The organism is Novosphingobium sp. ERW19 (genome assembly GCF_012641315.1).
GTDB lineage: Bacteria > Pseudomonadota > Alphaproteobacteria > Sphingomonadales > Sphingomonadaceae > Novosphingobium.
The window spans coordinates 327672-349897 of record NZ_JABAIC010000001.1; the positions used below are offsets into that span (position 1 = coordinate 327672).

21 protein-coding genes and 1 tRNA gene are annotated in these 22226 nt (G+C 64.1%); 9 read left to right on the plus strand and 13 right to left on the minus strand.

Features of this window, described 5'->3' with window-relative positions:
* Positions 1–45: 45 nt before the first annotated feature.
* On the plus strand, positions 46–417 hold the full coding sequence (locus tag HGI46_RS01640) for a hypothetical protein (protein ID WP_168902833.1): 372 nt from the start codon (positions 46–48) through the stop codon (positions 415–417).
* An 8-nt stretch (positions 418–425) separates the two neighbouring features.
* Here the strand turns inward: HGI46_RS01640 and HGI46_RS01645 are convergent, their stop codons facing one another.
* On the minus strand, positions 426–1292 hold the full coding sequence (locus HGI46_RS01645; RefSeq protein ID WP_168902834.1) for a LysR substrate-binding domain-containing protein: 867 nt from the start codon (positions 1290–1292) through the stop codon (positions 426–428).
* A gap of 100 nt (positions 1293–1392) precedes the next feature.
* Here HGI46_RS01645 and HGI46_RS01650 point away from each other — a divergent pair, with 100 nt between their 5' ends.
* The 6 genes from HGI46_RS01650 to HGI46_RS01675 all read left to right on the plus strand — a co-directional run bounded on the left by HGI46_RS01650 (position 1393) and on the right by HGI46_RS01675 (position 8844).
* A complete protein-coding gene (locus HGI46_RS01650; protein WP_168902835.1) occupies positions 1393–2799 on the plus strand; it encodes a proton-conducting transporter membrane subunit in 1407 nt (468 codons plus the stop codon).
* A 4-nt stretch (positions 2800–2803) separates the two neighbouring features.
* Entirely contained in the window at positions 2804–5356 is a 2553-nt protein-coding gene (locus tag HGI46_RS01655; RefSeq protein ID WP_168902836.1) for a DUF2309 domain-containing protein, read from the plus strand.
* A gap of 68 nt (positions 5357–5424) precedes the next feature.
* Entirely contained in the window at positions 5425–5835 is a 411-nt protein-coding gene (locus tag HGI46_RS01660; RefSeq protein ID WP_168902837.1) for a hypothetical protein, read from the plus strand.
* 58 nt (positions 5836–5893) lie between these two features.
* Positions 5894–7876, plus strand: coding sequence for a TonB-dependent receptor (locus tag HGI46_RS01665; protein ID WP_168902838.1), 1983 nt, complete (start codon positions 5894–5896; stop codon positions 7874–7876).
* 123 nt (positions 7877–7999) lie between these two features.
* A tRNA-Val gene (locus tag HGI46_RS01670) sits at positions 8000–8075 on the plus strand.
* 100 nt (positions 8076–8175) lie between these two features.
* Positions 8176–8844 carry an extensin family protein gene (locus HGI46_RS01675; protein WP_168902839.1) on the plus strand — a complete coding sequence of 223 codons (669 nt, stop codon included), beginning with the start codon at positions 8176–8178 and terminating at the stop codon, positions 8842–8844.
* Between the two features lie 89 nt (positions 8845–8933).
* On the opposite strand, the gene HGI46_RS01680 is transcribed toward HGI46_RS01675, so the two are convergent.
* The 5 genes from HGI46_RS01680 to HGI46_RS01700 all read right to left on the minus strand — a co-directional run bounded on the left by HGI46_RS01680 (position 8934) and on the right by HGI46_RS01700 (position 13841).
* Positions 8934–9554: a LuxR C-terminal-related transcriptional regulator gene (locus HGI46_RS01680; RefSeq protein WP_039332870.1), complete on the minus strand. Its 621-nt coding sequence runs from the start codon at positions 9552–9554 to the stop codon at positions 8934–8936.
* A 292-nt stretch (positions 9555–9846) separates the two neighbouring features.
* Complete coding sequence (locus HGI46_RS01685) at positions 9847–10596, minus strand: proteasome-type protease (RefSeq protein ID WP_118072303.1); 750 nt, start codon at positions 10594–10596, stop codon at positions 9847–9849.
* A gap of 45 nt (positions 10597–10641) precedes the next feature.
* Positions 10642–11454, minus strand: a complete 813-nt coding sequence (locus HGI46_RS01690) for a transglutaminase family protein (protein WP_168902840.1) — start codon at positions 11452–11454, stop codon at positions 10642–10644.
* A gap of 6 nt (positions 11455–11460) precedes the next feature.
* Positions 11461–12408 carry an alpha-E domain-containing protein gene (locus HGI46_RS01695; protein WP_118072304.1) on the minus strand — a complete coding sequence of 316 codons (948 nt, stop codon included), beginning with the start codon at positions 12406–12408 and terminating at the stop codon, positions 11461–11463.
* Entirely contained in the window at positions 12408–13841 is a 1434-nt protein-coding gene (locus HGI46_RS01700; RefSeq protein ID WP_168902841.1) for a circularly permuted type 2 ATP-grasp protein, read from the minus strand. The genes HGI46_RS01695 and HGI46_RS01700 overlap by 1 nt, the downstream gene beginning before the upstream one ends.
* 193 nt (positions 13842–14034) lie before the next feature.
* Here HGI46_RS01700 and HGI46_RS01705 point away from each other — a divergent pair, with 193 nt between their 5' ends.
* Positions 14035–16092, plus strand: coding sequence for a molybdopterin oxidoreductase family protein (locus tag HGI46_RS01705; protein ID WP_168902842.1), 2058 nt, complete (start codon positions 14035–14037; stop codon positions 16090–16092).
* A 12-nt stretch (positions 16093–16104) separates the two neighbouring features.
* Here the strand turns inward: HGI46_RS01705 and HGI46_RS01710 are convergent, their stop codons facing one another.
* The 6 genes from HGI46_RS01710 to dksA all read right to left on the minus strand — a co-directional run bounded on the left by HGI46_RS01710 (position 16105) and on the right by dksA (position 20445).
* Positions 16105–16551: a hypothetical protein gene (locus tag HGI46_RS01710; RefSeq protein WP_168902843.1), complete on the minus strand. Its 447-nt coding sequence runs from the start codon at positions 16549–16551 to the stop codon at positions 16105–16107.
* A 19-nt stretch (positions 16552–16570) separates the two neighbouring features.
* Complete coding sequence (locus HGI46_RS01715) at positions 16571–17410, minus strand: alpha/beta fold hydrolase (protein ID WP_168903105.1); 840 nt, start codon at positions 17408–17410, stop codon at positions 16571–16573.
* Positions 17411–17508: 98 nt separating this feature from the next.
* Entirely contained in the window at positions 17509–17937 is a 429-nt protein-coding gene (locus HGI46_RS01720) for a DUF4112 domain-containing protein (RefSeq protein WP_118074508.1), read from the minus strand.
* A 5-nt stretch (positions 17938–17942) separates the two neighbouring features.
* Positions 17943–19409, minus strand: a complete 1467-nt coding sequence (locus HGI46_RS01725) for an ABC transporter substrate-binding protein (protein ID WP_168902844.1) — start codon at positions 19407–19409, stop codon at positions 17943–17945.
* A gap of 40 nt (positions 19410–19449) precedes the next feature.
* Positions 19450–19806: a PilZ domain-containing protein gene (locus HGI46_RS01730; protein ID WP_346766657.1), complete on the minus strand. Its 357-nt coding sequence runs from the start codon at positions 19804–19806 to the stop codon at positions 19450–19452.
* Between the two features lie 180 nt (positions 19807–19986).
* Positions 19987–20445, minus strand: a complete 459-nt coding sequence (gene dksA, locus HGI46_RS01735; RefSeq protein ID WP_039332497.1) for an RNA polymerase-binding protein DksA — start codon at positions 20443–20445, stop codon at positions 19987–19989.
* A gap of 294 nt (positions 20446–20739) precedes the next feature.
* On the opposite strand from dksA, the gene HGI46_RS01740 reads away from it, so the two are divergent.
* Positions 20740–21078: a sel1 repeat family protein gene (locus HGI46_RS01740; RefSeq protein WP_168902845.1), complete on the plus strand. Its 339-nt coding sequence runs from the start codon at positions 20740–20742 to the stop codon at positions 21076–21078.
* 10 nt (positions 21079–21088) lie between these two features.
* Here the strand turns inward: HGI46_RS01740 and HGI46_RS01745 are convergent, their stop codons facing one another.
* Positions 21089–22219 (minus strand): GNAT family N-acetyltransferase, encoded by a 1131-nt coding sequence (locus HGI46_RS01745; RefSeq protein ID WP_168902846.1) that lies wholly within the window; start codon positions 22217–22219, stop codon positions 21089–21091.
* Positions 22220–22226 lie beyond the last annotated feature (7 nt).

The following is a 22226-nucleotide window of genomic DNA, read 5'->3' on the forward strand; positions in this document are numbered from 1 at the left end:
GTCGGCAGCGGAGCACTGGCGGCGCATTGTGACGACCCTGGCAGGATGCGCCGCCAGACAATTCCGGGCTATTCCGCCCAGACCGAGAGGTCATTTGCCATGCTGATGATATTGGCCGCGATTGCAGTGACGACCGGAACGCCCCAACCACTGGACGCCCATCACGCCTACCGCTTGCCTGAAACCTCGGCCCCTCGGTCAGTCACGCCGGATCGGCGCTGCTCAAGCACGCGCGAGGTCACGGTCTGCGCGAAGCGGGGCGATGGCATACGTCTGGTCGGAACTGGCGCAGAGGTCGTGCCGCCGCTTCACCAGGCGCAGCTGCGAATCGCACCATCGCGTTGTGCCAACCCGGTCGAAAACGGATTGCGCTGCATCCGTCCCGAAGTGTTCGCGCGCCTGAACCTCGACGACTAATACCAAGGTCACGCTCCGCGTTCGAGCGCTGCGATGATGTGCTGGGCCAGCAAGTGCGCCGTGTCCGAAAGGCCGGGCGCCTCGAGCAAGGCGATCTCGGTGTCGTAAAGCGGCGGCAAGCCAGCGTCATCTCCCGCTGTCGCAAGGCCGGCAGGCACCATCTCCAACGGCAGTACGGTAATCCCGAGGCCCGCGCGCACCGCCGAGAGGCTACCTGCCAGGCTGGTCGATGTATAAGCCACGCGCCACTCGCGCCCCATCGCATCCAGCGCCTCGGTCGCGCGCTTGCGATAGACGCAGGGTTCGGGCGAAACCACCAGCGGCACCCTTGCGAAGTCTGCCGCGGATTGCCGATCCCGCGCGACCCAGACCAGTGGCTCGCGCCAGACCCGGACGCCGTCCTGCACGGCTTGCGTCGGCTGGCGCTTCACCAGGACCAGGTCAAAGTTTCCTGCGTGAAAGCGCTCGAGCAGGTTGAGGGTCAGGTCGCAGGTAACTTCAAGCTCGACCAGCGGGTGCGCCTCGGTGAATGCGGCAAGAACCGTAGGCAGATGAGCCGTCGCAAAATCCTCGGGCACACCGATGCGAACCGACCCGGCGATGTCCGGCTCGAACATCTGGGCCAAGGTTGCATCGTTGAGCCGCAGGATCTGCCGGGCCGGACCAATCAACCGCTCGCCCTCAGGCGTGATTGAAAGGTGCCTGGGGCTGCGCAGGAACAGCGCACGCCCCACTTGTTCCTCAAGGCGCTTCAGCTGGAGGGATATCGCCGACTGCGTCCGGCCGAGCCTCTCCCCGGCGCGAGTAAAGCTTCCCGTATCGGCAATCGTCACGAAGCAGCGCAATAGGTCGATGTCGAGATTTCGCAGGGCCATCACCTGCCTTTATCATTGACGTTTGAAATCTTCAATATTTCATAAATTCGTTTCTAAAATCATCGAACGTGCTGCACCTGCGAAGCGAAGGAGGCACACGATGAACCCGACAACCATGACTGCACCTGCCATCAAGAGCGGCCCGGCGTATCGCCTCAAGCCTTCCGATTGGCCTGTCTTCGGACTGGGCGCCCTGTTGGCCGCAACCATCGTCACCGGCCATGCCTCGCTCACCACGCCGGGCGTTGCCCTCTCGGGGCTCGGCATCCTGATCGCCGTCGTCGTTCTTGCCTTCTCCCGCCGACAACTGCGCGCTGACCGGCGCAGTGATTCCTTCGCACGCCTCGCGACGAGCCTCGCCATCGCGACCGTGTTGCTGGGCCTTGCCACCGACGCCATGCTGCTCGCTGCCGCCTGGATCGTCTCGGGCCGTCTCATGGCAGGATTGATCGGCCATGTCGGCGAATGGAGCGAAGCCCGCGATGCCGCGCGCCGCGCCACCATTGCCTTCACCATTGGCGACGTGGCGCTGATCGGCGCAGTGGCCTTGCTTTCGATCGCCGCGGGATCGAGCAATATCCTCGCGATAAAGTCATCAGCCGCAGGGTCCTCCTCGCTCCCGACAACCGCCGCTGCCTTTCTCCTGGTCGTCGCCGCTCTGGCCCGCTGCGCCATTCCGCCCTTCTCGAACTGGCTGATGCGCTCGCTGGCAGCGCCAACCCCGGTGTCCGCGTTGATGCATGCCGGCTTCGTCAATGCCGGTGGGTTCCTGCTCATCCAGTTTGCGCCGATCCTCGAAACATCGCTGCAAGCGCGTTACGCGCTCTTTGCCTCCGGCGTCGTCGCGGCATTGGTCGGCAGTGCCATCATGCTCGTGCGCGCCGACGTGAAGGGATCGCTCGCAGCATCGACCATCGCGCAGATGGGCTTCATGCTGCTCACCGTCGCGCTCGGCGCCTACGCTGCGGCCCTTTGGCACATGGTCGCTCACGGACTGTTCAAGGCCTGGCTGTTCCTGGGTTCGGCCGGTACCATCTCCACCAGGACGACACGTTCCAAGGGTCTTGCCCAGCCGTGGCCTGCGCTCATCGCGCTCGCGACGATCATCGGTGCGATCTTCCTGATCGAAGCGCGCCGGGCTGATGCACTCCTGCCGGTCTGCCTTGCCCTGACCGCGCTGCTCAGCGCCATGGCAGTTGCCGTGCGGTCCCTGCCGCGTGGTCCAATGGGCGCGGTCGTAGCCCTGATGCCGATTGCCCTGATTGCCCTCAACGCTGCGGTGCTTGTCCTCATGACCGCACTCCAGCCCGACGCCGCCCAGCCTTTGCTTTCGCCTTTCGGGCAGCTTGGCATTCTCTCGCTGTTTCTGGCCGGATGGGTCTGGCAGCAACGCATCGTGAGCGGCGAACAGGCCCTGCCTCCCTCCCTCTTCGCGCGCCTGCTTCACGCCGGCAACGCCCTCACCACTTCCACACCCGCCGCCACCCCCGCCATCGCGAAGGACTGAAGCCATGAACATTGCTACCGCGTCACTCGCACCCGACACCGGCGTTCCAGCCAGCCTTCAGGAAGAACGGCGCGAACTCCAGGCCCTGGTGGATATCGCCAGTCAGACTGTTGCCCCGCTCTGGCCGCTGGACAGCGCCATCGCCGTCAATCCGCTGTCGGGTTTCGAAGACCTCCCGTTCGAAGACGCCCTGCCGCAAGCTGCCGAGCTGTTCGGTGCCCGCCCCTCCCTCTCCCTGATGCAGTGGCGCGCGCTCAAGGCAGAAGGCCGCATCGAAGACATCGCCTTCCGCAAGGCCGTGGTCGCGGCGCTTGGCGGTCTCGAGCCGGCATTCGCGCCGCTCGGCCCCGATCTCAACGCCTATAACCTTCTGGTGGCGCGCCTTGTCGAGCTGCCAGCGGACGACACCCCGGTTGCCAGGCGCGAACTCACCACGCCGATCGCCGTTCTTGCGCGGTACCTCGCGGCCTTCTTCGACCGCAACGCCACGCTCACCCTGCCCGGTCGCCAGCACGGCCTGTACAGCAGCGTAAGCGCCGCGCTTCGGCACGATCCGGGCCTTGCCCGGGCCGGCGACGAAACTGCCGCGCACTGGCTTGCGAGTGCACCTGCCGACCCTCTCGAGATGCTGCTCTTTGCCGCCCGCCGCGATGGCGTCTCGCGCGACCGGCGTCTAGGTTGGCTGCGCGGCCTCGTCGCCGCCTTGCCGGGTTGGGCCGCGCACTTGCGCTGGCGTAGCGAGCATGGCGGCCCCGCAGCGAGTGCATCCGCCCCGGCCTCGATGATCGAACTGATGGCTCTCGTCGCGCTCGTTGAAGGCAGCGTCCGCAGCGGTCCCAGGGCGCTCGCGGAACCTTCCCGCCAGCACGCCCATGTCTGCCGGACGCTGCTTGCCCATTTCGGCCTTGATATGGAAGCGTCCGCGATCTGGTCGCCCGCCGCGCGGGACAGCCTCAACCGGATCGCCGCGATGTCGCTGGCCGAACTGGGCCTGATCTTCCAGCAGGCGGCAGAGGCCAGCTTCCTCGGCACGATCGCCCCCCAGCTCGAAGGCGCATCGGCCAGGCTGACGGCAAAGGTCAAGGCTCCGGCGGCGGAAGCCCAGGCCGTGTTCTGCATCGATGTCCGCTCCGAACCCATGCGCCGGGCGCTGGAAGCGCAGGGTCGCTACGAAACGGTGGGCTACGCCGGCTTCTTCGGATTGCCGATCGCCATCTCTCCGGCCTGCGATGCACCGGAACGCAATCAGTTGCCGGTCCTGCTTTCGCCCTCCCACGTCGTAGCCGAACGCGCTGCGCAAGGGCAGGAGGCCGAGGCGAACGCCCTGCTGGCGCGTCATGCCGCCCTCGCTGATGCCCGAGCCATGCTAGACACGAACAAGAGCGGCGCCACAGGCTTTGCGACGGCGGAAGCCGCTGGTCCGCTGGCAGCGGTGGCCCTGCTCGCGCGCACGCTTGCCCCCCGCCTGACTGATGCCTTCCGCAGACGGCTGGTGGGCGAGCGGGGACACGTCCTCACGCCCGCCGCCTGCAACGATCATGGCCAAGGCCACGGCACCAACGCGATCCCGCTGGAACAGCGCATCGCCTACGCCCGCACCATGTTCTCGTTGACCGGGCTTTCGCCCGATACCGCGCGCCTCGTTGCGCTTGTTGGCCACGGCGGTTGCACCACCAACAATGCCTTCGCGGCAAGTCTCGATTGCGGCGCTTGCGGCGGCCATCCCGGCGGCCCGAACGCACGGCTCATGGCTGCCATTCTCAACGATGGTCAGGTCCGCGCAGGCCTTGCCGATCAAGGCATTGCCATTCCGGACGACAGCTGGTTCATCGCCGCGCAGCATGACACCACCCGCGACGTGGTCGAGATCTTCGATCGCCAGCTCGTGCCGGCAAGCCACGCGGCGGATCTCGCCAGGTTCGAGCAGGCCCTGCAGAGCGCCGGTGCGCAGTGCCTCAAAGAGCGCGCCGCCCGCCTCGGCCGCTCTGCCGACGATCTGCTGACCGGCGCCATGCATTGGGGCGAAGTGCGCCCGGAATGGGGCCTGTCCGGTAACGCCGCCTTCATCGTCGGCCCGCGCGCGCTGACGGCGGAAATCGACCTTGGCGGCAACGCCTTTCTTCACAGCTATGACTGGACGAGGGACAAGGACGGCAGCGCTCTGGCCGGCATCATGACCGCGCCGATGATCGTCGCCCAGTGGATCAATTGCCAGTACCTGTTCTCGACCATCGACAACGAGGTATTCGGCGCGGGCGACAAGACGACGCAGAATGTGGTCGGGGGCTTTGGCGTCGTGCAGGGCAGCGGCGGCGATCTCTGTGTCGGCCTGCCCCGGCAGTCGCTGTTCCATGACGATGGCACGCCCTACCACACCCCGCGCCGCCTCGCAGTCGTCATCGAAGCGCCGCTCCAGCGGGTCCAGGATATCGTCCTGGCGCACGATGTGGTTGGCCGACTGGTCGAGAACGGCTGGATCAATCTTGTCGTCATCGATCCGTGGAAGCACAAGGCCCACCACTGGGTCCGCGGCGAATGGACGCCTCGGCCCTGCTGATCGGCTGCTGCTGAAAACTTGATGAAAACCCATGACACCGCCCGCCTCTGCTCCTAGGGGCGGGCGCCATGAGGGGCCTGCGCACATTCCTGCTGCATAATCGCCATCTGGCAGTGCTGCTGGTCGCGCTGGCGCTCGCCATGAAGGCCGTGATCCCGCAAGGCTACATGGTCAGCGGCACCTCGCGCGCGATTACCATTCTGGTCTGTGCCGACAGCACCGGTGCGCGCTCGTCCGTTCAGGTCACCGTCCCGCAAGGCGCGAAGGAAACCGCCGCCAAGGATCACAAGCCCTGCACTTTCGCTGGCCACGGTGCCGCTCTTCTAGGCGGAGCCGATCCGATCCAGCTCGCCCTTGCGCTGGCATTCGTGCTGGGGCTGGGCTTCCTCGCCATCGCGATGCCGCGCCTTGCGCCATCGCGCCGCATCCTGCCGCCCCCGTGCGGCCCGCCCTCGGAAATCGCCACCTCGATAGCCTGACCGAACCGGTCACTCTGCCCGCCGTCTGAACCCAGACGCGATCGAAAGCGTTCTCCGCATGACTACCCGCATACTTGCCGTGGCCCCGCTGGCCATGGCCTTCTCGCTCGCCACTCCTGCCCACGCCGAAGACGCCGCCGCCGAAGGCGCGGCGATCGTCGTCATCGGCCAGAACGATGCCTCCCTCGCCGAACAACAGGCCACGCAGACCCCAGGCGGAACCGATGTCGTCACTTACGAAGACTTCGCCGACCGCACCGTGGTCTCCCTGCGCGATGCGCTGGCCTTTTCGCCCGGCGTCTACGCCCAGCCGCGCTTCGGGCAGGAGGTCCGCATTTCCATCCGCGGATCGGGCCTTTCACGCAGCTTCCACATGCGCGGACTGACGCTGCTTCAGGACGGTGTGCCGATAAATCTCGCCGACGACAACGGCGATTTCCAGGAGCTTGAGCCGATCTTCCTCGATCATCTCGAGGTCTATCGCGGCGCCAATGCTCTCCGCTTCGGTTCGGGAACCCTGGGCGGCGCAATCAATGGTGTCACGCCGCGCGGCGACAAGGCGCATGGGCTGTACGCCCGCGTCGATGGAGGCTCGTTCGGCCTTGCGCGCGGCCTCGTTTCCGCAGGCTTCGGCGATAGCGCGGCAAACGCCTGGGCCGGAATTAGCGCCGAACGCCACGATGGTGACCGTCAGCACGCCAATCGCCGCTCGTTGCGCTTCAATGGCAACGTCGGTCTGGCTCTGGCCGAAAACCTCAGCACCCGCTTTTACGTCACCGCCAACCATATCCGGCAAGAACTGCCCGGCGCACTCTCCTTCGTCGATGCCCTGGCCACGCCGCAGAAGGGCAACTTCACTGGCGATCAGGAACGCAACATCGATTCCCTGCGCCTGCAGAACCGCACCGCCATCAGCCTCGGAACCCTGCAGCTCACCTTTGGCGGCTTCTACAACATCAAGCAGCTCGATCACCCGATCTTCATGGTGATCGACCAGAAGTCGGACGATCGGGGCCTCTTCGCCCGTGCCGAATGGGAGGCGGGAATCGTTTCGCTCACTTTGGGCGGCGAATCCCGGTGGGGCACGACCCGCGCCCGCCAGTTCATCAACAACGGCGGCAAGCGCGGCGCGCTCACCTTCCGCGCACTGCAGCGCGCGCGCACGTCCACTGCCTATGGCGAACTGCGGGTCTCCCCCGCAGAGAGCCTGACGCTGATTGCCGGGGGCATCTATGCCAACGGCGCGCGTCGACAGGTCCGCGAACTGCCGTCCACGGTGACAGGCAACGCTGCCTTCGATGCCTTCTCCCCCCGCTTCGGTGCCCTGTGGACTCCGGCCGCCGGGGTTCAGGTCTATGCCAACTACAGCCGCTCGGCCGAGTTTCCGACCTTTGTCGAGCTCGCCCAGCAAGCCGCGTTCGTCCCTGTGCGCCCACAGCGCGCCTGGACGGCAGAACTGGGAACTCGTGGCCGCCTCGGCACCCTGGAATGGGACATATCGCTCTATCGCGCCGACCTTACCGGCGAGATGCTGCAATACACACCGGATGCCAACGTCGGCATTCCCGCCGCCACGTTCAACGCAGGGCGCACGCGCCATCAGGGCGTCGAGGCCGGTCTCTCATGGCAGCCGGCTGATTGGCTGCGCCTTCGCCAGATCTGGCAATATTCGGACTTCCGCTTCCGCGGCGATATCCAGTTTGCGAACAACCGCCTCCCCGTCGTGCCACGCCATGTCCTGCGCAGCGAAGTCAGGCTTGGCGGCGATGCCCTGCATATCGCACCCAGCCTGGAATGGGTGCCGCAGGGCGCCTTTGCGGATTATCGCAATACCGTGCGCGCGCCCGGCTATGCCCTGCTCGGCGTAAGCGCAGGAGCCTCGCTGACCAGCGGTATCGACCTCTTCGCCGATCTGCGCAACATCACCAGCAAGAAGGCCGTGGGCGACATCGCCGCCGTCATCACCGCCAGTGGCACCTCGGCAATCTACTATCCGGTTGAGCGCCGGGCGATCTATGCCGGCCTGCGCGCCAGGTTCTGACATCTTGAACGAAGCGTGGTGGCGGCAGACAAAGCTGCCGTCACCACGCTTGCTCGATCTTCATCCCCGCACCCCATTGACCTTGCCGGCGAATCCGCGCAATAGCGCCCCACCTCGCAAGAGGGGCGCTTAGCTCAGTTGGTAGAGCATCTCGTTTACACCGAGAGGGTCGGCGGTTCGAGCCCGTCAGCGCCCACCATTTCCTCCCAGCCCATGCTCCCCCGGTCTATGCTCCCGATGCGACAGTCCGTGCGTCTGCGTGCTGTGCAAGCGAGGCGATTGCCGGTATCGTCCGCTGCATGGTCCGGCGCGCTCTCATCGCCCTATCGCTGACCGCCACGCTTGCCGGGTGCATCGGTTCGCCCGACCAGCCGGTGCGCAAGCCGTCGCGCGGAAGCACTGGGGCTTCGCTCAGCCAGTCCCCGCAGACGCGGGCGTGCCTTGCCAATCTTGGCGCCGCGCAAGCGCGTTTCACCCCGCTCTCTGATCAATATTACGGCGCGGGCTGCTCGACCCTTGGCACCGTTCGGCTTGAATCCCTGCAGGCCGACAATGGCCTGCTCAACGTCACCAATCTTGGTCCCGTCTCCTGCCCGGCAGCCACCGCGCTGCAAGGTTGGGCGCGTTTCGGCGTTGACCGCGCTGCGCGCCAGATCCTCGGCAGCCCGCTGCAACGGATCGAGACGATGGGCAGCTATTCCTGCCGCAACGTCGCGGGCACCAGCCGCCTGTCAGCCCACGCAACTGCCAATGCGATCGACATTGCCGCATTTCGACTCGCCGATGGTCGCCGCATCAGCATCGTCAACGACTGGAACTCGCCATCGCCGCAAGTCCGGGCCTTCCTGCGCACGATCCGCGACAGCGCCTGCAAGCGCTTCGGCACCGTTCTGACCCCGGATTACAACGCCGCCCACCGCGATCATCTGCATCTTGAACCGGGGGGCCTCAAATCCTTCTGCCGCTAGGGTCCTGACCCTAGATCGCCGACGCGCATAAGCAAAGGGCGGAGGTTGCCCCCCGCCCTTCGCGTTCCGGTCAATCGTGCCAAGTTGCGTCAGGCGGCGACGTCGTCCAGTCCGGTCGCCTCGATCCGCAGGCGGACGGCTTCGGCGGCATGGCGGGCGCCAAGCTTGCCCATCATCTTCATGCGATGGATTTCCACGGTGCGCGGGCTGATGTCGAGCTCGCGCGCGATCGCCTTGTTGCTCTGCCCTTCGGCAAGGCGATCGAGGACTTCACGTTCACGCAGGGAAAGGCGGGCAATGCGCTGACGCGCTTCGGCGGCACGGGCGCGCTGGGCGCGGTAGGCTTCGGCTTCGCGGCTGGCGCGGGCGACGGCTTCATTCAGGGGGCCGATCTGCGTCGGCATGGCGAGATAATCAAGCGCACCGGCCTTGATGGCACGGACGACCGCGGCAGTCTGCGGCGGTTCGGCGATTGCGATGACCGGCAGCCAGTGGCCCGCCTGCATCATCACCGAAATGAGCCGCGGGATGCCTTCTCCCACCGGCTCATCCTGGGCCAGGACAAGGCCGCCGGAAGGCGCATGCGCCAGCAGCTCCTCGGCATTGGCGTATATCTCGGCGTGATGGCCGGCAGCGAAAGCAAGCCGGGCCAATTGCGCCCTACGAGCGGAATCCCCATCGAGGATATGAAGTGTGACACGATCAACCATGACGCTCATTAAGCGCCTGATTTTTTGACTTTGCCACTTGGGTTAGCTTCGTAATGAACCAGAACTGACGTTCATCGGCCTGCTATAAAGGTTTTTCCTTAGGATGAACGCTTCCGGAACGGACCATTTAGGGCGAGGTTAACCAAAAAATGTGATGCAGGACACAAAATTCGCCGGTTTTTCGCAAGCAGTTCCATCACTTATGAGCATCTTGAAAAACCGCCATTAACCAGGAACGCCTCGTTTCGAATCGGTATTCTCGAATCAGTTTTTTCGTATCGCTGTTCCGGAATCAGCCCTCGTCCGCTTTGAACGTGTAGTCCGGCAGCGAATGGAAGGCCTGGCGCAGTGCCTCGCTCCAGCTCGACGAGATCGATTTGAAGTAAGGATCGCTCGCCAGAATTCGGCGCTGGTGCAGCGGCTCGAAGCGGTCACGCTCCATCACCAGCAGGTCGAACGGCAGCCCGACCGAAAGATTGGCGGCCACCGTCGAGTCGAACGAGACCATCAGCAGCTTCACCGCATCCTCGAAGCTCATCGTCCGGTCATAGCCGCGCAGCAGGATCGGGCGGCCGTACTTGGTCTCCCCGATCTGGAAGAACGGCGTATCGAAGCTGGCCTCGATGAAGTTGCCCTCCGGATAGATCATGAACAGCCGCGGCTCCATGTCCTGGATCTGCCCGGCCACGATCATCGATGCCGTGAAGCGCGGCCCCTCCGACTTCATCCCGTTGTCCTGCCGCCCCTCGATCACGTTGCGCAGGAGATTGCCGACAAGCGTCGCCACCTGAAACATGGTCGGCGCTTCGAGGATCGAAGGCCGCCGATCGCTTGGCGCCTTGTTGCGCTCCTCAAGCTGCGAGATGACGGCCTGCGTCGTCGCCAGGTTGCCAGCGGTCATGATCGTGATCTGGCGTTCGCCCGGCACGGACCAATGATGCATTTTCCGGAACACGGATATGTTGTCGACGCCCGAATTGGTCCGGGTGTCGCTCATCATCACCAGGCCCTTGTCGAGGATCATCCCCACGCAATACGTCATCGCCTTGCCCCGATCTTGCCCTGTCCCAGCCTAATAACGTGTGGTCTATTGTTCCACACGCTGCTGTTCCACGGCAAGCTTCACATGCATCGTTTCGTCCAGCGCACCGTATCTTATACCGGTGATGGGGGCTGCATCCTGATAGTCGCGACCGGTCGCCACGCGGACATAGCGGGCATCGGGGCTGATGCCGTTGGACACGTCAAAGCCGACCCAGCCCAGCCCTTCGACATGCGCCTCCGCCCAGGCGTGGCCGGCGTCCTGCTCGATCCGGTCATTCATCATCAGGTAACCACTGACATAGCGCGCCGGTATCCCCAGCGACCGCGCCGCGCCGATGAACACGTGCGCATGATCCTGGCACACGCCCCGTCCCGCCGCGAGCGCACTCTCGGCCGTCGTTTCGGCATTGGTGTGCCCGGTCGAATAGGCCACCCGCTCGCGGATCAGCGCGGAGAGGGCATGCAGCGTGGCAAGCGTGTTCCCCTCCTGCGACAACGCCGAAACCAGCGAGCGGATGCGGGGGCCAACCTTGGTCAGGTCGGTCGGCTCGAGAAATTGCCACATCGGCACGAAGCCCGAATGCTTGCCCATGATCCCGGCCTCATCGTTGGTGGCCACAAGGCCTTCGCAACGAATCGTCACTTCCTGCACGCCCGGATCGAACGAGATCAACGCCACATGATTGCAATGGGCATCATCGTATTCGCACTGCAGCTGCGCCCCTTCGAACGACATCCGCCATTCAAGCACGCGCTGCCCGGCAGAAGTCTTGGGCTTCAACCGCAGCCTCTGCAGGCCCCGGCTGACCGGTCCCGTGAACACGTAATGCGTGGTATGATCGATGGCGAGGCGCATGGAACCCTAGTCGATGAAGCGATAATCGCGCTGGATCTGCATCGCCAGCGTGGTGTTGTTGCGAATGAACGTGCCGATGAACTCGTGCAGGCCCTGCTCGAAGATCGCATCGATCGTCGCCTGATGGAATTGGCAATCGGCATCGCGCAGGATTTCATGGCAGTGCATCTCACTGCCATACTCCCGCGCCAGGCTGGCGAGGTTTGATCGCAGCTTGGAATAACAGAATGCCAGGCTGCGCGGGAAACGTCCGTCGAGGATCAGGAACTCGGCAATGCCGCGCGGGTCCATCCGCCCGGCATTGAGCCAGCGATAGGCCCGCTCGCCCGCCACAGAGCGCAGCACGTTTTCCCACTGCACATTGTCGAGGCTCGACCCGACATAGGATATCGAGGGCAGCAGCACATAGTATTTCACGTCGAGGATGCGCGCGGTGTTGTCCGCCCGCTCGATGAAGCTGCCCAGCCGCGCGAAGTTGTAGATCTCGTTGCGCAGCATGGTGCCTTCCATGGCCCCGCGCACTTGCGTCGACTGCCGCCGGACAAGATCGAGCACATCGCCCAGCCGCGTCTCCGTGACCGGTCGCGCCAGCGCTTCCTTGAGCTTCATCCAGCCGTCGTTGACCGATTCCCACACCTCGCGCGTAATGCCGCCTCGCACCATGCGCGCGTTGGTCCGGGCCATCTCGGTCATCGCCAGCACGCTGCCGGGATTGTCCTTGTCGCGCAGGATGTAGTTGAACACGTGGCTGCCGGTGTACTCGGGGCCGTATCGCGCCTCGTAGCCCGGCCGCAGCCCCAGCGTCACGATCAGCGAGCGCCACTCGTCCGAAGCATCGGAAGCGTCGCGGGTCAGCGCCATGCGGAACCCCGCCTCGATCAGGCGCGAGATGTTCTCCGCGCGCTCGAGGTAGCGGAACAGCCAGAAAATGCCGTTTGCGGATCTACCTAACATCAGTCGTCCAGTACCCAGCTGTCCTTGGTCCCGCCGCCTTGCGACGAATTGACCACCAGCGAACCCTTCTTCAGCGCCACCCGCGTCAGGCCGCCCGGCGTGATGTCGATGCCGTTGGGGCTGACCAGCACGAAGGGCCGCAAGTCGACATGGCGTGGTGCCAGCCCGGCCTTGGTCAGGATCGGCACAGTCGAAAGCGAAAGCGTCGGCTGCGCGATGTAGTTCTCGGGCTTGGCGCGCAGCTTCGCCTCGAACGCCGCCAGTTCCTTGCGCGAAGAGGTCGGCCCGATCAGCATGCCATAGCCGCCCGAACCGTGCACTTCCTTGACCACCAGCTCCGCCAGATTGTCGAGCACGTACTTCAGCGATTCCGGCTCGGCACAGCGCCAGGTCGGCACGTTCTGCAGGATCGGCTTCTCGCCGGTGTAGAACTCGACGATCTCGGGCATGAACGAATAGATTGCCTTGTCGTCGCAGATCCCCGTCCCCGGCGCATTGGCAATCGTGATCCCGCCCGCGCGATAGACGTCCATGATGCCCGATACGCCGAGCACCGAATTGGGATTGAACGTCAGCGGATCGAGATATTCGTCATCCACCCGGCGATAGAGCACGTCGATCGGCTCGTATCCGCAAGTGGTCCGCATCGCGATGCGCCCGTTTTCCACGCGCAGGTCGCTGCCCTCGACCAGTTCCGCCCCCATCTGGTCGGCCAGGAAGGCATGTTCGAAGTAGGCGGAATTGTAGATCCCCGGCGTCAGCACTGCCACCACCGGCTTCTTGCCATCGCACGCTGGCGGCGCGCAGGCGGCAAGGCTGCGGGCAAGGCGGCGCGGGTAGTCCGAAACCTCGCGCACCCGCACGCGGGTGAACAGTTCCGGGAACATCGCCATCATCGTCTCGCGGTTCTCCAGCATGTAGGAGACCCCGGACGGGGTGCGGGCATTGTCCTCCAGCACCATGAACTCGTCCTCGCCGGTACGGACCAGGTCGATGCCGACGATGTGAGTGTAGACCCCGCCGGGCGGCGTGAAGCCGACCATCTCGGGCAGGAACGCCACATTGCCCTTGAGCAGGCGCGCCGGAAGCCTGCCCGACCGCACGATCTCCTGCCGGTGATACAGGTCATGCAGAAATGCGTTGAGCGCCCGCACCCGCTGCTCGATCCCGCGCGACAGCTTGCGCCATTGCTGCGCGGTGATGATCCGCGGCACCATGTCGAAGGGAATGAGGCGCTCTTCCGCGTCCTCGTTGCCATAGACGTTGAAAGTGATCCCGGTGCGACGGAAGAAGGCCTCGGCCTCGCTGCCCTTGCGCCTCAAAAGGTCCGGCGGCTGCTCGTCATACCACTGGCAATATCCAGCGTAGGCTGACCGCACCGATCCATCGGCGTTGAGCATCTCGTCATACGACGAGGGCGAGGTTGTTTTCATAGGCTCATCCCGTCTGAGCCCCAAGCTTGCACAACGAATCCGCTTTGCCAAGCGCGCCAATGCTGCACTGCGAAATAAAGTTGATGCGCACTGGCTGCAGCAATGCGGCGAAGAATCCGGCAAGCAATTCCGCTTGCTTCGGCGCGCGTGGAATGAGACTTAATCGCTCAACTAAAAGTTCGGGAGAACGGCGATGCCACAGGTCCACAAGCGCACCTGCCACATCTGCGAAGCCAACTGCGGCGTGCTGGTCGAGGTCGATGCGGGCAAGGTCCTTTCGATCAAGGGCGATCCCGACAACCCATTATCGCGCGGGCATATCTGTCCCAAGGGCACTGCCCTGCAAGACCTGCAGGAAGACCCTGACCGCTTGCGCAAACCCTTGAAGCGCATCGGGTCGGACTGGCACGAAATCAGCTTCGAACAGGCCTTTGCCGAGATCGGTGATAAGACCCGCGCCATCCTTGCCCGCGATCCTGACAGCACGGCGGTCTACGTCGGCAATCCCAACGCGCACTCCTATGGCAACGCGCTCAACATCGGCTTTCTCGAAAAGGCGCTGCGCACGCGGAACAAGTTCTCGGCCAGCACGGTCGACCAGATGCCGCATCAGGTCGCCAATCTGCGCCTGTGGGGCCACGCCAGCATGTTCCCCATTCCCGACGCGGACCGCACGCAGACGCTGGTCATTCTCGGCGGCAATCCGATGGCGTCGAACGGTTCGCTGTGGACTGTCCCCGATTTCCGCAATCGCATGAGGGACTTGCGAGCCCGTGGTGGCCAACTGGTCGTCATCGACCCGCGCCAGACCGAGACCGCGAAGATCGCTGACAGGCACCTGTTCATCCGACCGGCCACCGACGTCTTCTTCCTGATCGCGCTGTTGCAAGCGGTCATGGCGCGCAAGCCAAACCGCCCGGTGCAGGATTTCGTCACCGGCCTCGATGAAGTCGGCGCCCTGCTGCAACGCTTCGACAGCGAGGCCTGCGCCACGGCCTGCGGCATCCCCTTGCCTGAAATCGAGCGCCTGGCTGACCGCTTCGCCGCCGGCCCCGCCGCGCTCTACGGGCGCATGGGCGTGGCGACGCAGCCACATGGAACACTGAACGCCTGGCTTATCTCATTGATTAACATAGCGTCCGGCCAGCTCGATCGCGAGGGCGGCTGGGTGTTCGGGCGGCCAGCGGTGGACACCGTCAGCGTCCTCCCGCCCGGCTCCATCGGCAAGCACACCTCGCGCGTCTCCGGCCACCGCTCGGTCCTCGGCGAATTTCCCGCCGCCGCCATGGCCGAGGAGATCGAGACGCCGGGCGAAGGGCAGATCAAGGCGCTGTTCGTTGTCGCCGGAAACCCGGTCCTGTCCACGCCCAATGGCTCCCGCCTCGCCAAGGCCTTGGATTCGCTGGACTTGATGGTCTCGATCGACATCTACCGCAACGCCACCAGCGCCCACGCCCACTACATCCTGCCCCCCACCGGCCCGCTGGAGCGCGACCACTACGGCCTGTTCCTCCTGCCCATGGCCGCGCGCACCATTGCGGTCTATTCGCCGCCGACCTTGCCGCAAGCCGAAGGCACCCTGCACGATTGGGAAATCCTACGCGGCCTCGCCAGCGCGATCAGCGGTGAATCGGTGCAAGCGCCCACCCCGCGCGAGGCGCTTGACGGACTTCTCCAAACCGGGCCCTACGCCCTCACTCTCCAACAGATAGAAGCCTCGCCTTCGGGCATCGATCTGGGTCCACCGCCCACCGGTCAGTTACCTGCCCGCCTGCGCTCTGCCTCGAAGAGTGTGGCCTGTGCCATACCAGAGTTCATGGTTTGCCTCGAAGAGTTGGAAATCCCCGAAAATGATGATTCCGTTAGTTCTCTGAGACTTATCGGAAGACGCCACTTGCGCACCAACAACTCCTGGCTCGCCAACAGTCACCGCCTCATCAAGGGCCCCGACCGCTGCACGGTGATGATCAATCCAGCCGACGCAGAACGCCGCGGCATCGCTGATGGCGCCACCGTCAAGGTCCGCTCAAGTGCCGGAGAAATAAGCCTTTCTGCTGAAGTCACCGACGACATGATGCCCGGCACCGTCTCCATCCCCCACGGCTGGGGCCACGCCCTCCCCGGCGTCGCCATGGCCAATGCCCTCGGCAAACCCGGCGTCAGCGTCAACGACATCACCCTGAACGAAGTCGACCCGCTGTCAGGCAACGCCGCGCTGAGCGGCATCGCCGTGGAGGTGGAGGCGGCTTGACTTCTCTTTTCGCTAACTCACGCGCCAGCTGGCGGTAGGTGGCACGAGCGGGCGCAAGGTTTCCATGAACTTGTCGGGCTTACTCAAACGCAGTCTCAGGGTTCTTTGATCCGGTCCGTAGGTGAATGCCACATTGTTTCCAACAATTCCCTTTATCCGCCAAACGGCGGAGACACTGGCAGTTGGGATTATCCTTTCCAGTCTATAGATTTCCGGCAGGAACATGAGATTGAACGGAAACCTTGGAACCACCGAGATACTGTTTGGAGTGATCGCAACAAGAAGGCAGTTTGACGCGAACATGCCCGACGCCCAATGCTCCGCAAACAAAGCATCTTCTGGAACTTGGGGAAAGACAGGTTTGCCAGCCCTTCTCCGGTAGAGAACCGAAACTGCAATCACAAACGTGATCCAGATGATGGCAATGAACGGCGACAAGTCTGCAAAACGGTCGGACACCGCTTCTTGTCAAACAGCGTCAGCTTACAGTCAATTCACTTCGGTATTCCGGCGACTTTGCAATGCCACAATGGACTGCCACCAACCGCTTCAGCATCGCCGCCACATCGGGATGCGCGGCGAAGGCGAGGTGCGTGCAACGCATTGGAATTGCGAGATCTCGCTCGCCCTTGCGACCACAGGCGGAGCGGGGTGCGATAATGCCGTCGCGGGGGCTCCACAGCGCGACAGTCGGCACTGGCGGCTTGGTTGCCATGTCGCGGCCGATGGGCGGTTCGTCCACCGAATGGCCCGCAATCAACTGGTAGGCGCGCCAGGCGTTGTTGGCGCGGCGGTCTCCGGAAAAGGGCGTGCCCATGGTGATGACCAGCCGCACCGCTTCGGGATGGCGCTTGGCCACCTCACGCGCGAACAGGCCGCCAAGGCTCCAGCCGACCAGCACCAACGGCTCGCCTTCCTTGCGCGCCATCGCCACGACACGCTCGCACAGGCGTTCGAAACGGTCCTCGGTCGGGCCGAAGTTGAAGCCGAGGCCCCAGTCGCTGACGCGGTGCCCGGCGGCTTCCAGCGCAAGGCGGAGCGGTTTCATGCGCACGGGGTGCGTGCCGAAGCCCGGCAGCAGCATGACGGCGCGCGGTTGCGCGGCGGGTTCGCTTGGCACAGGGGCCTGTCGTGACGCCTGCCAATGCTCCACCGGCGTGCGCAATTCGCCAAGCAGCGCCTGCCATTTCGGGCCACGAGCGTCAGCCGGACGCGGCTGGAATGCCAGCGCGCCGCGCCTGGCGATTTCGTTGCGCAACATCGCAAGACGGGCAGCTGTCTGCCCGATTCCCGCCGCCCGCTCTTGAAGGTTGAACATCATTGCCATTGCCTGCGCGCTATCGGCCTAACCGCGGGTGAACGCCAGCATTTGGCAATTGTTTCAAATTCGCGTCAAGAATCGACACCCGGCGCAAATCACCCCTCGATCACGCGGCTTTGGGGATGGTGCTTGTCGAGATGCTTGCGCAGGATCCTGAGATTGCGCGAGTTCGAGCGGAAGAACAAGTCGAAGGCATCGCCCACCAGCGGCACGGCGCCGAGTGCTGTATCGAACGCGACATTCGCGCCCATGCGCCACAGCTTCCATTTCGGCAGGCCAAGGTTGCGCGCTTCCCATACGATATAAGCGCCCATCGCGGCGGTCAGCACGTCACCCAGAATCGGGACAAGACCCGCAATCGCATCCAGGCCCACATCGCGGCGAATGCCGGGGATGGTGAAACTGCGTTCGAGCACGCGCTCAAGCATTTCGATACGCTGGCGCACCGCGGCGGGATCGTTGCCGATGCCCGGCAATTCCGGGCGAATGCGCTGGGGACGGGTGGCAGAAACGGAGTGGTCCATGCCCTTTATCTGGGAAGCCATGCCATCGGCGGCAAGGGATGCCATCCCCACGGATTCGCCGCAAAGCCCGACGTGCCGCTGCGAACCATCGACCAGCGCAAGGGCCGGGCAATCGGGATGAAACCGTTGGCCGCAGTGATCTCAGCCTCTGCCTCGGCCAGCAAGGCCGCACGTGTGGCTGAGTCGATGGACTTGCGGGCCTCGGCCACGCGCTCGTCTCCGACGGGGCTGCACACTGCCTTTTGCACGGTGCATGACAGCTGGTTGAGGAACCACGTGGCCCGGCCATAGCGCGCGGCGATGTCAACCAGGCGCAAGTCTGCCCGGTCCCGCTCACCCACGCGCCTGATCGACAGGCCGATGCGAGCAAAATCGCTTTGCAACTGGTCAAAGACCCGTCCCGAGCCAGGCCCCGACGGCATGGCGATGTTGAGCGTCGGGATGCTTCTGCCGGCACCTTTCCAGGCAGAAACACGGGCGGCCGCCTGACTCTGGCGTTCCTCGACGGACATGCCCTGCCAGCGTTCGCCAATCGTGCCGAGATCGTCCTCGACATCGGGCGAGACGACGCGGGTGGTACCCTGCCAGCCGCCGATATTGAACCGGCCAATCACCGCCTCCCGGTCGATCGCCATGGCCAGCGCCTCGCGATTGGCAGAAGCGCCGAGAAAACCCTGGGTGCTATCGACCATCAGGCCGAACAGGCCGATGACCGGATCAAGCTGGACGTTGCCTCGGGTTAGCCCGATCGAGCCGGCGAGAGGCAGCGTATCGATCCGCCCACCGAGCAGGACATCGGCATAGCCGTCATTGAAGAGAGCCACGGCCTTGTCAGGCGGGGCGAACGTCAGCGCAAGCTTGCGTGCGCGCCGGCCGAAGTCGGGCTGCTTGGGCAAGCCCCGCTGTTCGGGCGGGATGAGCGCAAAGGTGCTGGCGCCTTCCTCGTCCTGCCCCTTCGTCATTGGCCCGGTGCCCTTGCCCTGCCAAAGCAGCGCCATTTCAGGCTGGGCCAGCAGGATCAGCAATTCAGGAACGGGCGCTGATAGATCAATCTCGATCACGCGATCGGCCATCACGCGCACTTCGTCGATCGCGGCGAGATCAAGCCCCAGCGCCCTGCCTTTCAACCCGGCAATGGTCTTGCGCAGGGCAGCGGCGGCAGCATCGGCGGTAATGCGCTTGCCATCGGGCCAGGTGCCGTCGCGCAGGCGGAAAATGTAGCTTTGCCCATTGTCGGTAACGATCCAGCGGTCCGCCAGCGCTGGCACGACGCGGCCCTGCTCGTCAAAGCTGACAAGGCCTTCGTGCGTGGCAGAACGCAGGAGTTGCGCGGCAGGCGAAAGGCGCTGTCCGGACTCCTTGAGTGCCGAGGGGCTGCCCATCACGGCGATTTCAAGGGTGCCTTCCCGCGACTTTCCGCAAGCGCCAAGCGCAAGGGCCAAGGCAGTAATGACAGCGTAGCGCAGGATCATGGCGTCAGCCTAAGGCAGCAGCGCGCCAGCGTCCAGCAGGTCAGATCTTGCGCAGTGGCCCCGTCTGGGTCGCGATCGGAACTTTCACGAAACGCGGTGTCGAAGGCCCGTTGCCAACGGGAGCACGAGCGAGTTTGGGATCGACTTCCTCGACAAAGGCAATGCCGAAGCGGTTATCCTGGATCCAGGCGACAACCCCTTCGACCCAACCGATGTTGCGCAGGTTCACCTGGACCGGCGTTCCGCGCAGCACCTTCATCTCGCCTTCGGCCATCATGCCGCCTGCGGAAAGATTGCGAACCTTGATGCGGTGTTCAGCCTCGCTGCCCGAAAGGCGCACCTCGGCCATCAGGAAAAGGCTGTCGCGCCCCAGTTGCCGATGGTCGATGTCTGTCACCAAAGGTCCCGTCTTCCTTCGAGAAAACCCACGCCTGTGAACCCATGTGGGTCCGCACGCACCGAACTAGTCAAAATTCGTAGAACTTTCCTAAACGTCGAGGGTAAACAAGAAGTTGCTGCCGCCCTTTGTTAACCTGAATGTCATGGTCCCGGACACGACGTGCCCGGGACGCATGCCTCACATGTCGCGGGAAATTTTTTCCCTGCGTTCATGCGCTTCCTGTGCTTCAACGGTCATCGTTGCGATCGGGCGGGCGATGAGGCGGCCAAGGCCGATGGGCTCACCGGTCACTTCGCAGTAACCATATTCGCCTTCATCAATTCGGCGCATGGCGGAATCGATCTTGGCGATGAGCTTGCGCTGACGATCGCGCGTGCGCAGCTCGATACCCCAGTCGGTCTCGCTCGAAGCGCGGTCGTTGAGGTCGGGTTCGCGGATCGGTCCGTCCTGAAGTGCGGTCAGCGTACCAGCCGCGGCGGAAAGGATCGACTTCTTCCATTCCATCAGCAGGCGGCGAAACCAGTCCTGCTGGGCTTCATTCATGTAGGGTTCGTCGTCATTGGGAACATAATCGCTCGGCATCGCACGACGCGCTTTTGCCAGAACGTCAATCTCGTCACTCAAGACCCCAGCCATTCGGCCCTCCGCATAACAAGCTATCCGCCCCTCCCGGCCTGCATCATTCCCTTGTCAGGCGCGCAAGCTCTTGTCTTGGCGCGCCTATAGGATTGGCCCGTGACGCGCACAAGCACTTAGGCGGCTATGATGCATTAATGACGACTGAAGGGTGAGCAGGCACACAAGGTTTTCCCAAACTGTTTCATCCGAAAACGGAATCGTTTCGTCGTTAACCATTTGTTGACCAAGATCGTTGACCTTTGCCTTGTCGGAAGACCGGGGGTTCGGCCTTCCTTTCAGGGGGTAGAGGTTATGGGGCAGGCCTGGATAAAGCTGGTTGCTGAAGAAGGCGCGCCGATCGGCGAATCACGCGACATTGCCGACATGCTGGTGGCAACGTGCCTGGCAGCCGCAGCTTCAGGCGACACGAGCGCGCTGTTCGACCTGGGCGTTGCCTATTCGACCGGGAGCCACGGCGTGGACTGCGACCTGATCGAAGCGCACAAGTGGTTCAACCTTGCAGCCGTCGGTGGGCATGACGAAGCCGCACAGTGCCGGGCAGACGTGGCCGACGAGATGACCGCGCGCGAGATCGCCGAAGCCCAGCGCCGCGCGCGCGAATGGTTGCGGAGTGGCCGGGCGGCGGCTTGAGTCTGCCCAATCACCCCTTCCTGAACGGCGTTCTTTCGCCCAGATAAATCTGGTCCTGCGCGATGCCTGCGCGTTCGCGTTCGAGGAAGTCGGCGACCGCGCTGCGGAAGTTGGGATCGGCGATGTAGTGGGCTGACCAGGTGCGCACGGGTTCGTAACCCCTTGCGAGCTTGTGACCACCTTGCGCGCCTGCCTCCACTCGTGACAGACCGAGCGCGATGGCGGCGTCGATCGCCTGATAGTAGCATAACTCGAAGTGGAGGAAGGGCTTTTCCACCACCGCGCCCCAGTAGCGGCCGTAAAGCGCATCGCTGCCGATGAAGTTGAGTGCTCCGGCCACCGGTTCGTCCCCATCAAAGGCGAGGACGAGGAGAACCTTGTCGGCCATGCGCTGGCCGATCAGGTCGAATGCAGTGCGGGTCAGATAGGGGCGGCCCCATTTGCGCGCGCCCGTGTCCTGATAGAACACCCAGAAGGCGTCCCAGTGTTCGGGCCGGATAGCATCGCCAGTCAGCTGGCGGATCTCGACGCCATCCTGCGCTCGGGCGCGTTCCTTGCGCACGTTCTTGCGCTTTTCGGAACTGAGCGCGCCGAGGAAATCGGCGAAGTTCTGGTAGTTGCGGTTTTCCCAGTGAAACTGGATGTCGGAGCGTGGGAGCCAGCCCGCCTGCTCGAAAAGCGGCAACTGGGCAGGTTCGATGAAGGTGGCGTGAGCCGAGGACAGGCCGTTGTTGTCGCACAGCTGCTCGGCTGCGCGCAGGAGCGGGATCGCAAGGTCCGGGCGGTCTCCCAGCAGCATGCGCGGTCCGGTAGCCGGGGTGAAGGGAGCGCTGATCTGCAGCTTGGGGTAGTAGCTGCCCCCTGCCCGCGTCCAGGCGTCCGCCCACGAATGGTCGAATACATATTCGCCCTGGCTGTGGCTCTTGAGATAGGCGGGGAGTGCGGCGGCGGGTCGTCCGCCCTCACCCTCGATCACGATCGGCAGCGGTGACCAGCCGGAGCGACCACCGACCGAGCCCGAATCTTCCAGCAGCTTCAGGAAAGCGTGGGATACGAAAGGGTTGCCCTGCCCCGCCAGTCGATCCCAGTCTTCGGCAGCGATTTCCGAGACGGACTTGTGGATGCGCGCGGTGTAGGTCACGCGCGGG

Bases quoted from the DNA above. Each gene is read 5' to 3' on its own strand.
- HGI46_RS01640 (WP_168902833.1), top strand. From the start codon at position 46: ATGCGCCGCCAGACAATTCCGGGCTATTCCGCCCAGACCGAGAGGTCA.
- HGI46_RS01645 (WP_168902834.1), bottom strand. From the start codon at position 1,292: ATGGCCCTGCGAAATCTCGACATCGACCTATTGCGCTGCTTCGTGACG.
- HGI46_RS01650 (WP_168902835.1), top strand. From the start codon at position 1,393: ATGAACCCGACAACCATGACTGCACCTGCCATCAAGAGCGGCCCGGCG.
- HGI46_RS01655 (WP_168902836.1), top strand. From the start codon at position 2,804: ATGAACATTGCTACCGCGTCACTCGCACCCGACACCGGCGTTCCAGCC.
- HGI46_RS01660 (WP_168902837.1), top strand. From the start codon at position 5,425: ATGAGGGGCCTGCGCACATTCCTGCTGCATAATCGCCATCTGGCAGTG.
- HGI46_RS01665 (WP_168902838.1), top strand. From the start codon at position 5,894: ATGACTACCCGCATACTTGCCGTGGCCCCGCTGGCCATGGCCTTCTCG.
- HGI46_RS01675 (WP_168902839.1), top strand. From the start codon at position 8,176: ATGGTCCGGCGCGCTCTCATCGCCCTATCGCTGACCGCCACGCTTGCC.
- HGI46_RS01680 (WP_039332870.1), bottom strand. From the start codon at position 9,554: ATGGTTGATCGTGTCACACTTCATATCCTCGATGGGGATTCCGCTCGT.
- HGI46_RS01685 (WP_118072303.1), bottom strand. From the start codon at position 10,596: ATGACGTATTGCGTGGGGATGATCCTCGACAAGGGCCTGGTGATGATG.
- HGI46_RS01690 (WP_168902840.1), bottom strand. From the start codon at position 11,454: ATGCGCCTCGCCATCGATCATACCACGCATTACGTGTTCACGGGACCG.
- HGI46_RS01695 (WP_118072304.1), bottom strand. From the start codon at position 12,408: ATGTTAGGTAGATCCGCAAACGGCATTTTCTGGCTGTTCCGCTACCTC.
- HGI46_RS01700 (WP_168902841.1), bottom strand. From the start codon at position 13,841: ATGAAAACAACCTCGCCCTCGTCGTATGACGAGATGCTCAACGCCGAT.
- HGI46_RS01705 (WP_168902842.1), top strand. From the start codon at position 14,035: ATGCCACAGGTCCACAAGCGCACCTGCCACATCTGCGAAGCCAACTGC.
- HGI46_RS01715 (WP_168903105.1), bottom strand. From the start codon at position 17,410: ATGTTCAACCTTCAAGAGCGGGCGGCGGGAATCGGGCAGACAGCTGCC.
- HGI46_RS01720 (WP_118074508.1), bottom strand. From the start codon at position 17,937: ATGGACCACTCCGTTTCTGCCACCCGTCCCCAGCGCATTCGCCCGGAA.
- HGI46_RS01725 (WP_168902844.1), bottom strand. From the start codon at position 19,409: ATGATCCTGCGCTACGCTGTCATTACTGCCTTGGCCCTTGCGCTTGGC.
- dksA (WP_039332497.1), bottom strand. From the start codon at position 20,445: ATGGCTGGGGTCTTGAGTGACGAGATTGACGTTCTGGCAAAAGCGCGT.
- HGI46_RS01740 (WP_168902845.1), top strand. From the start codon at position 20,740: ATGGGGCAGGCCTGGATAAAGCTGGTTGCTGAAGAAGGCGCGCCGATC.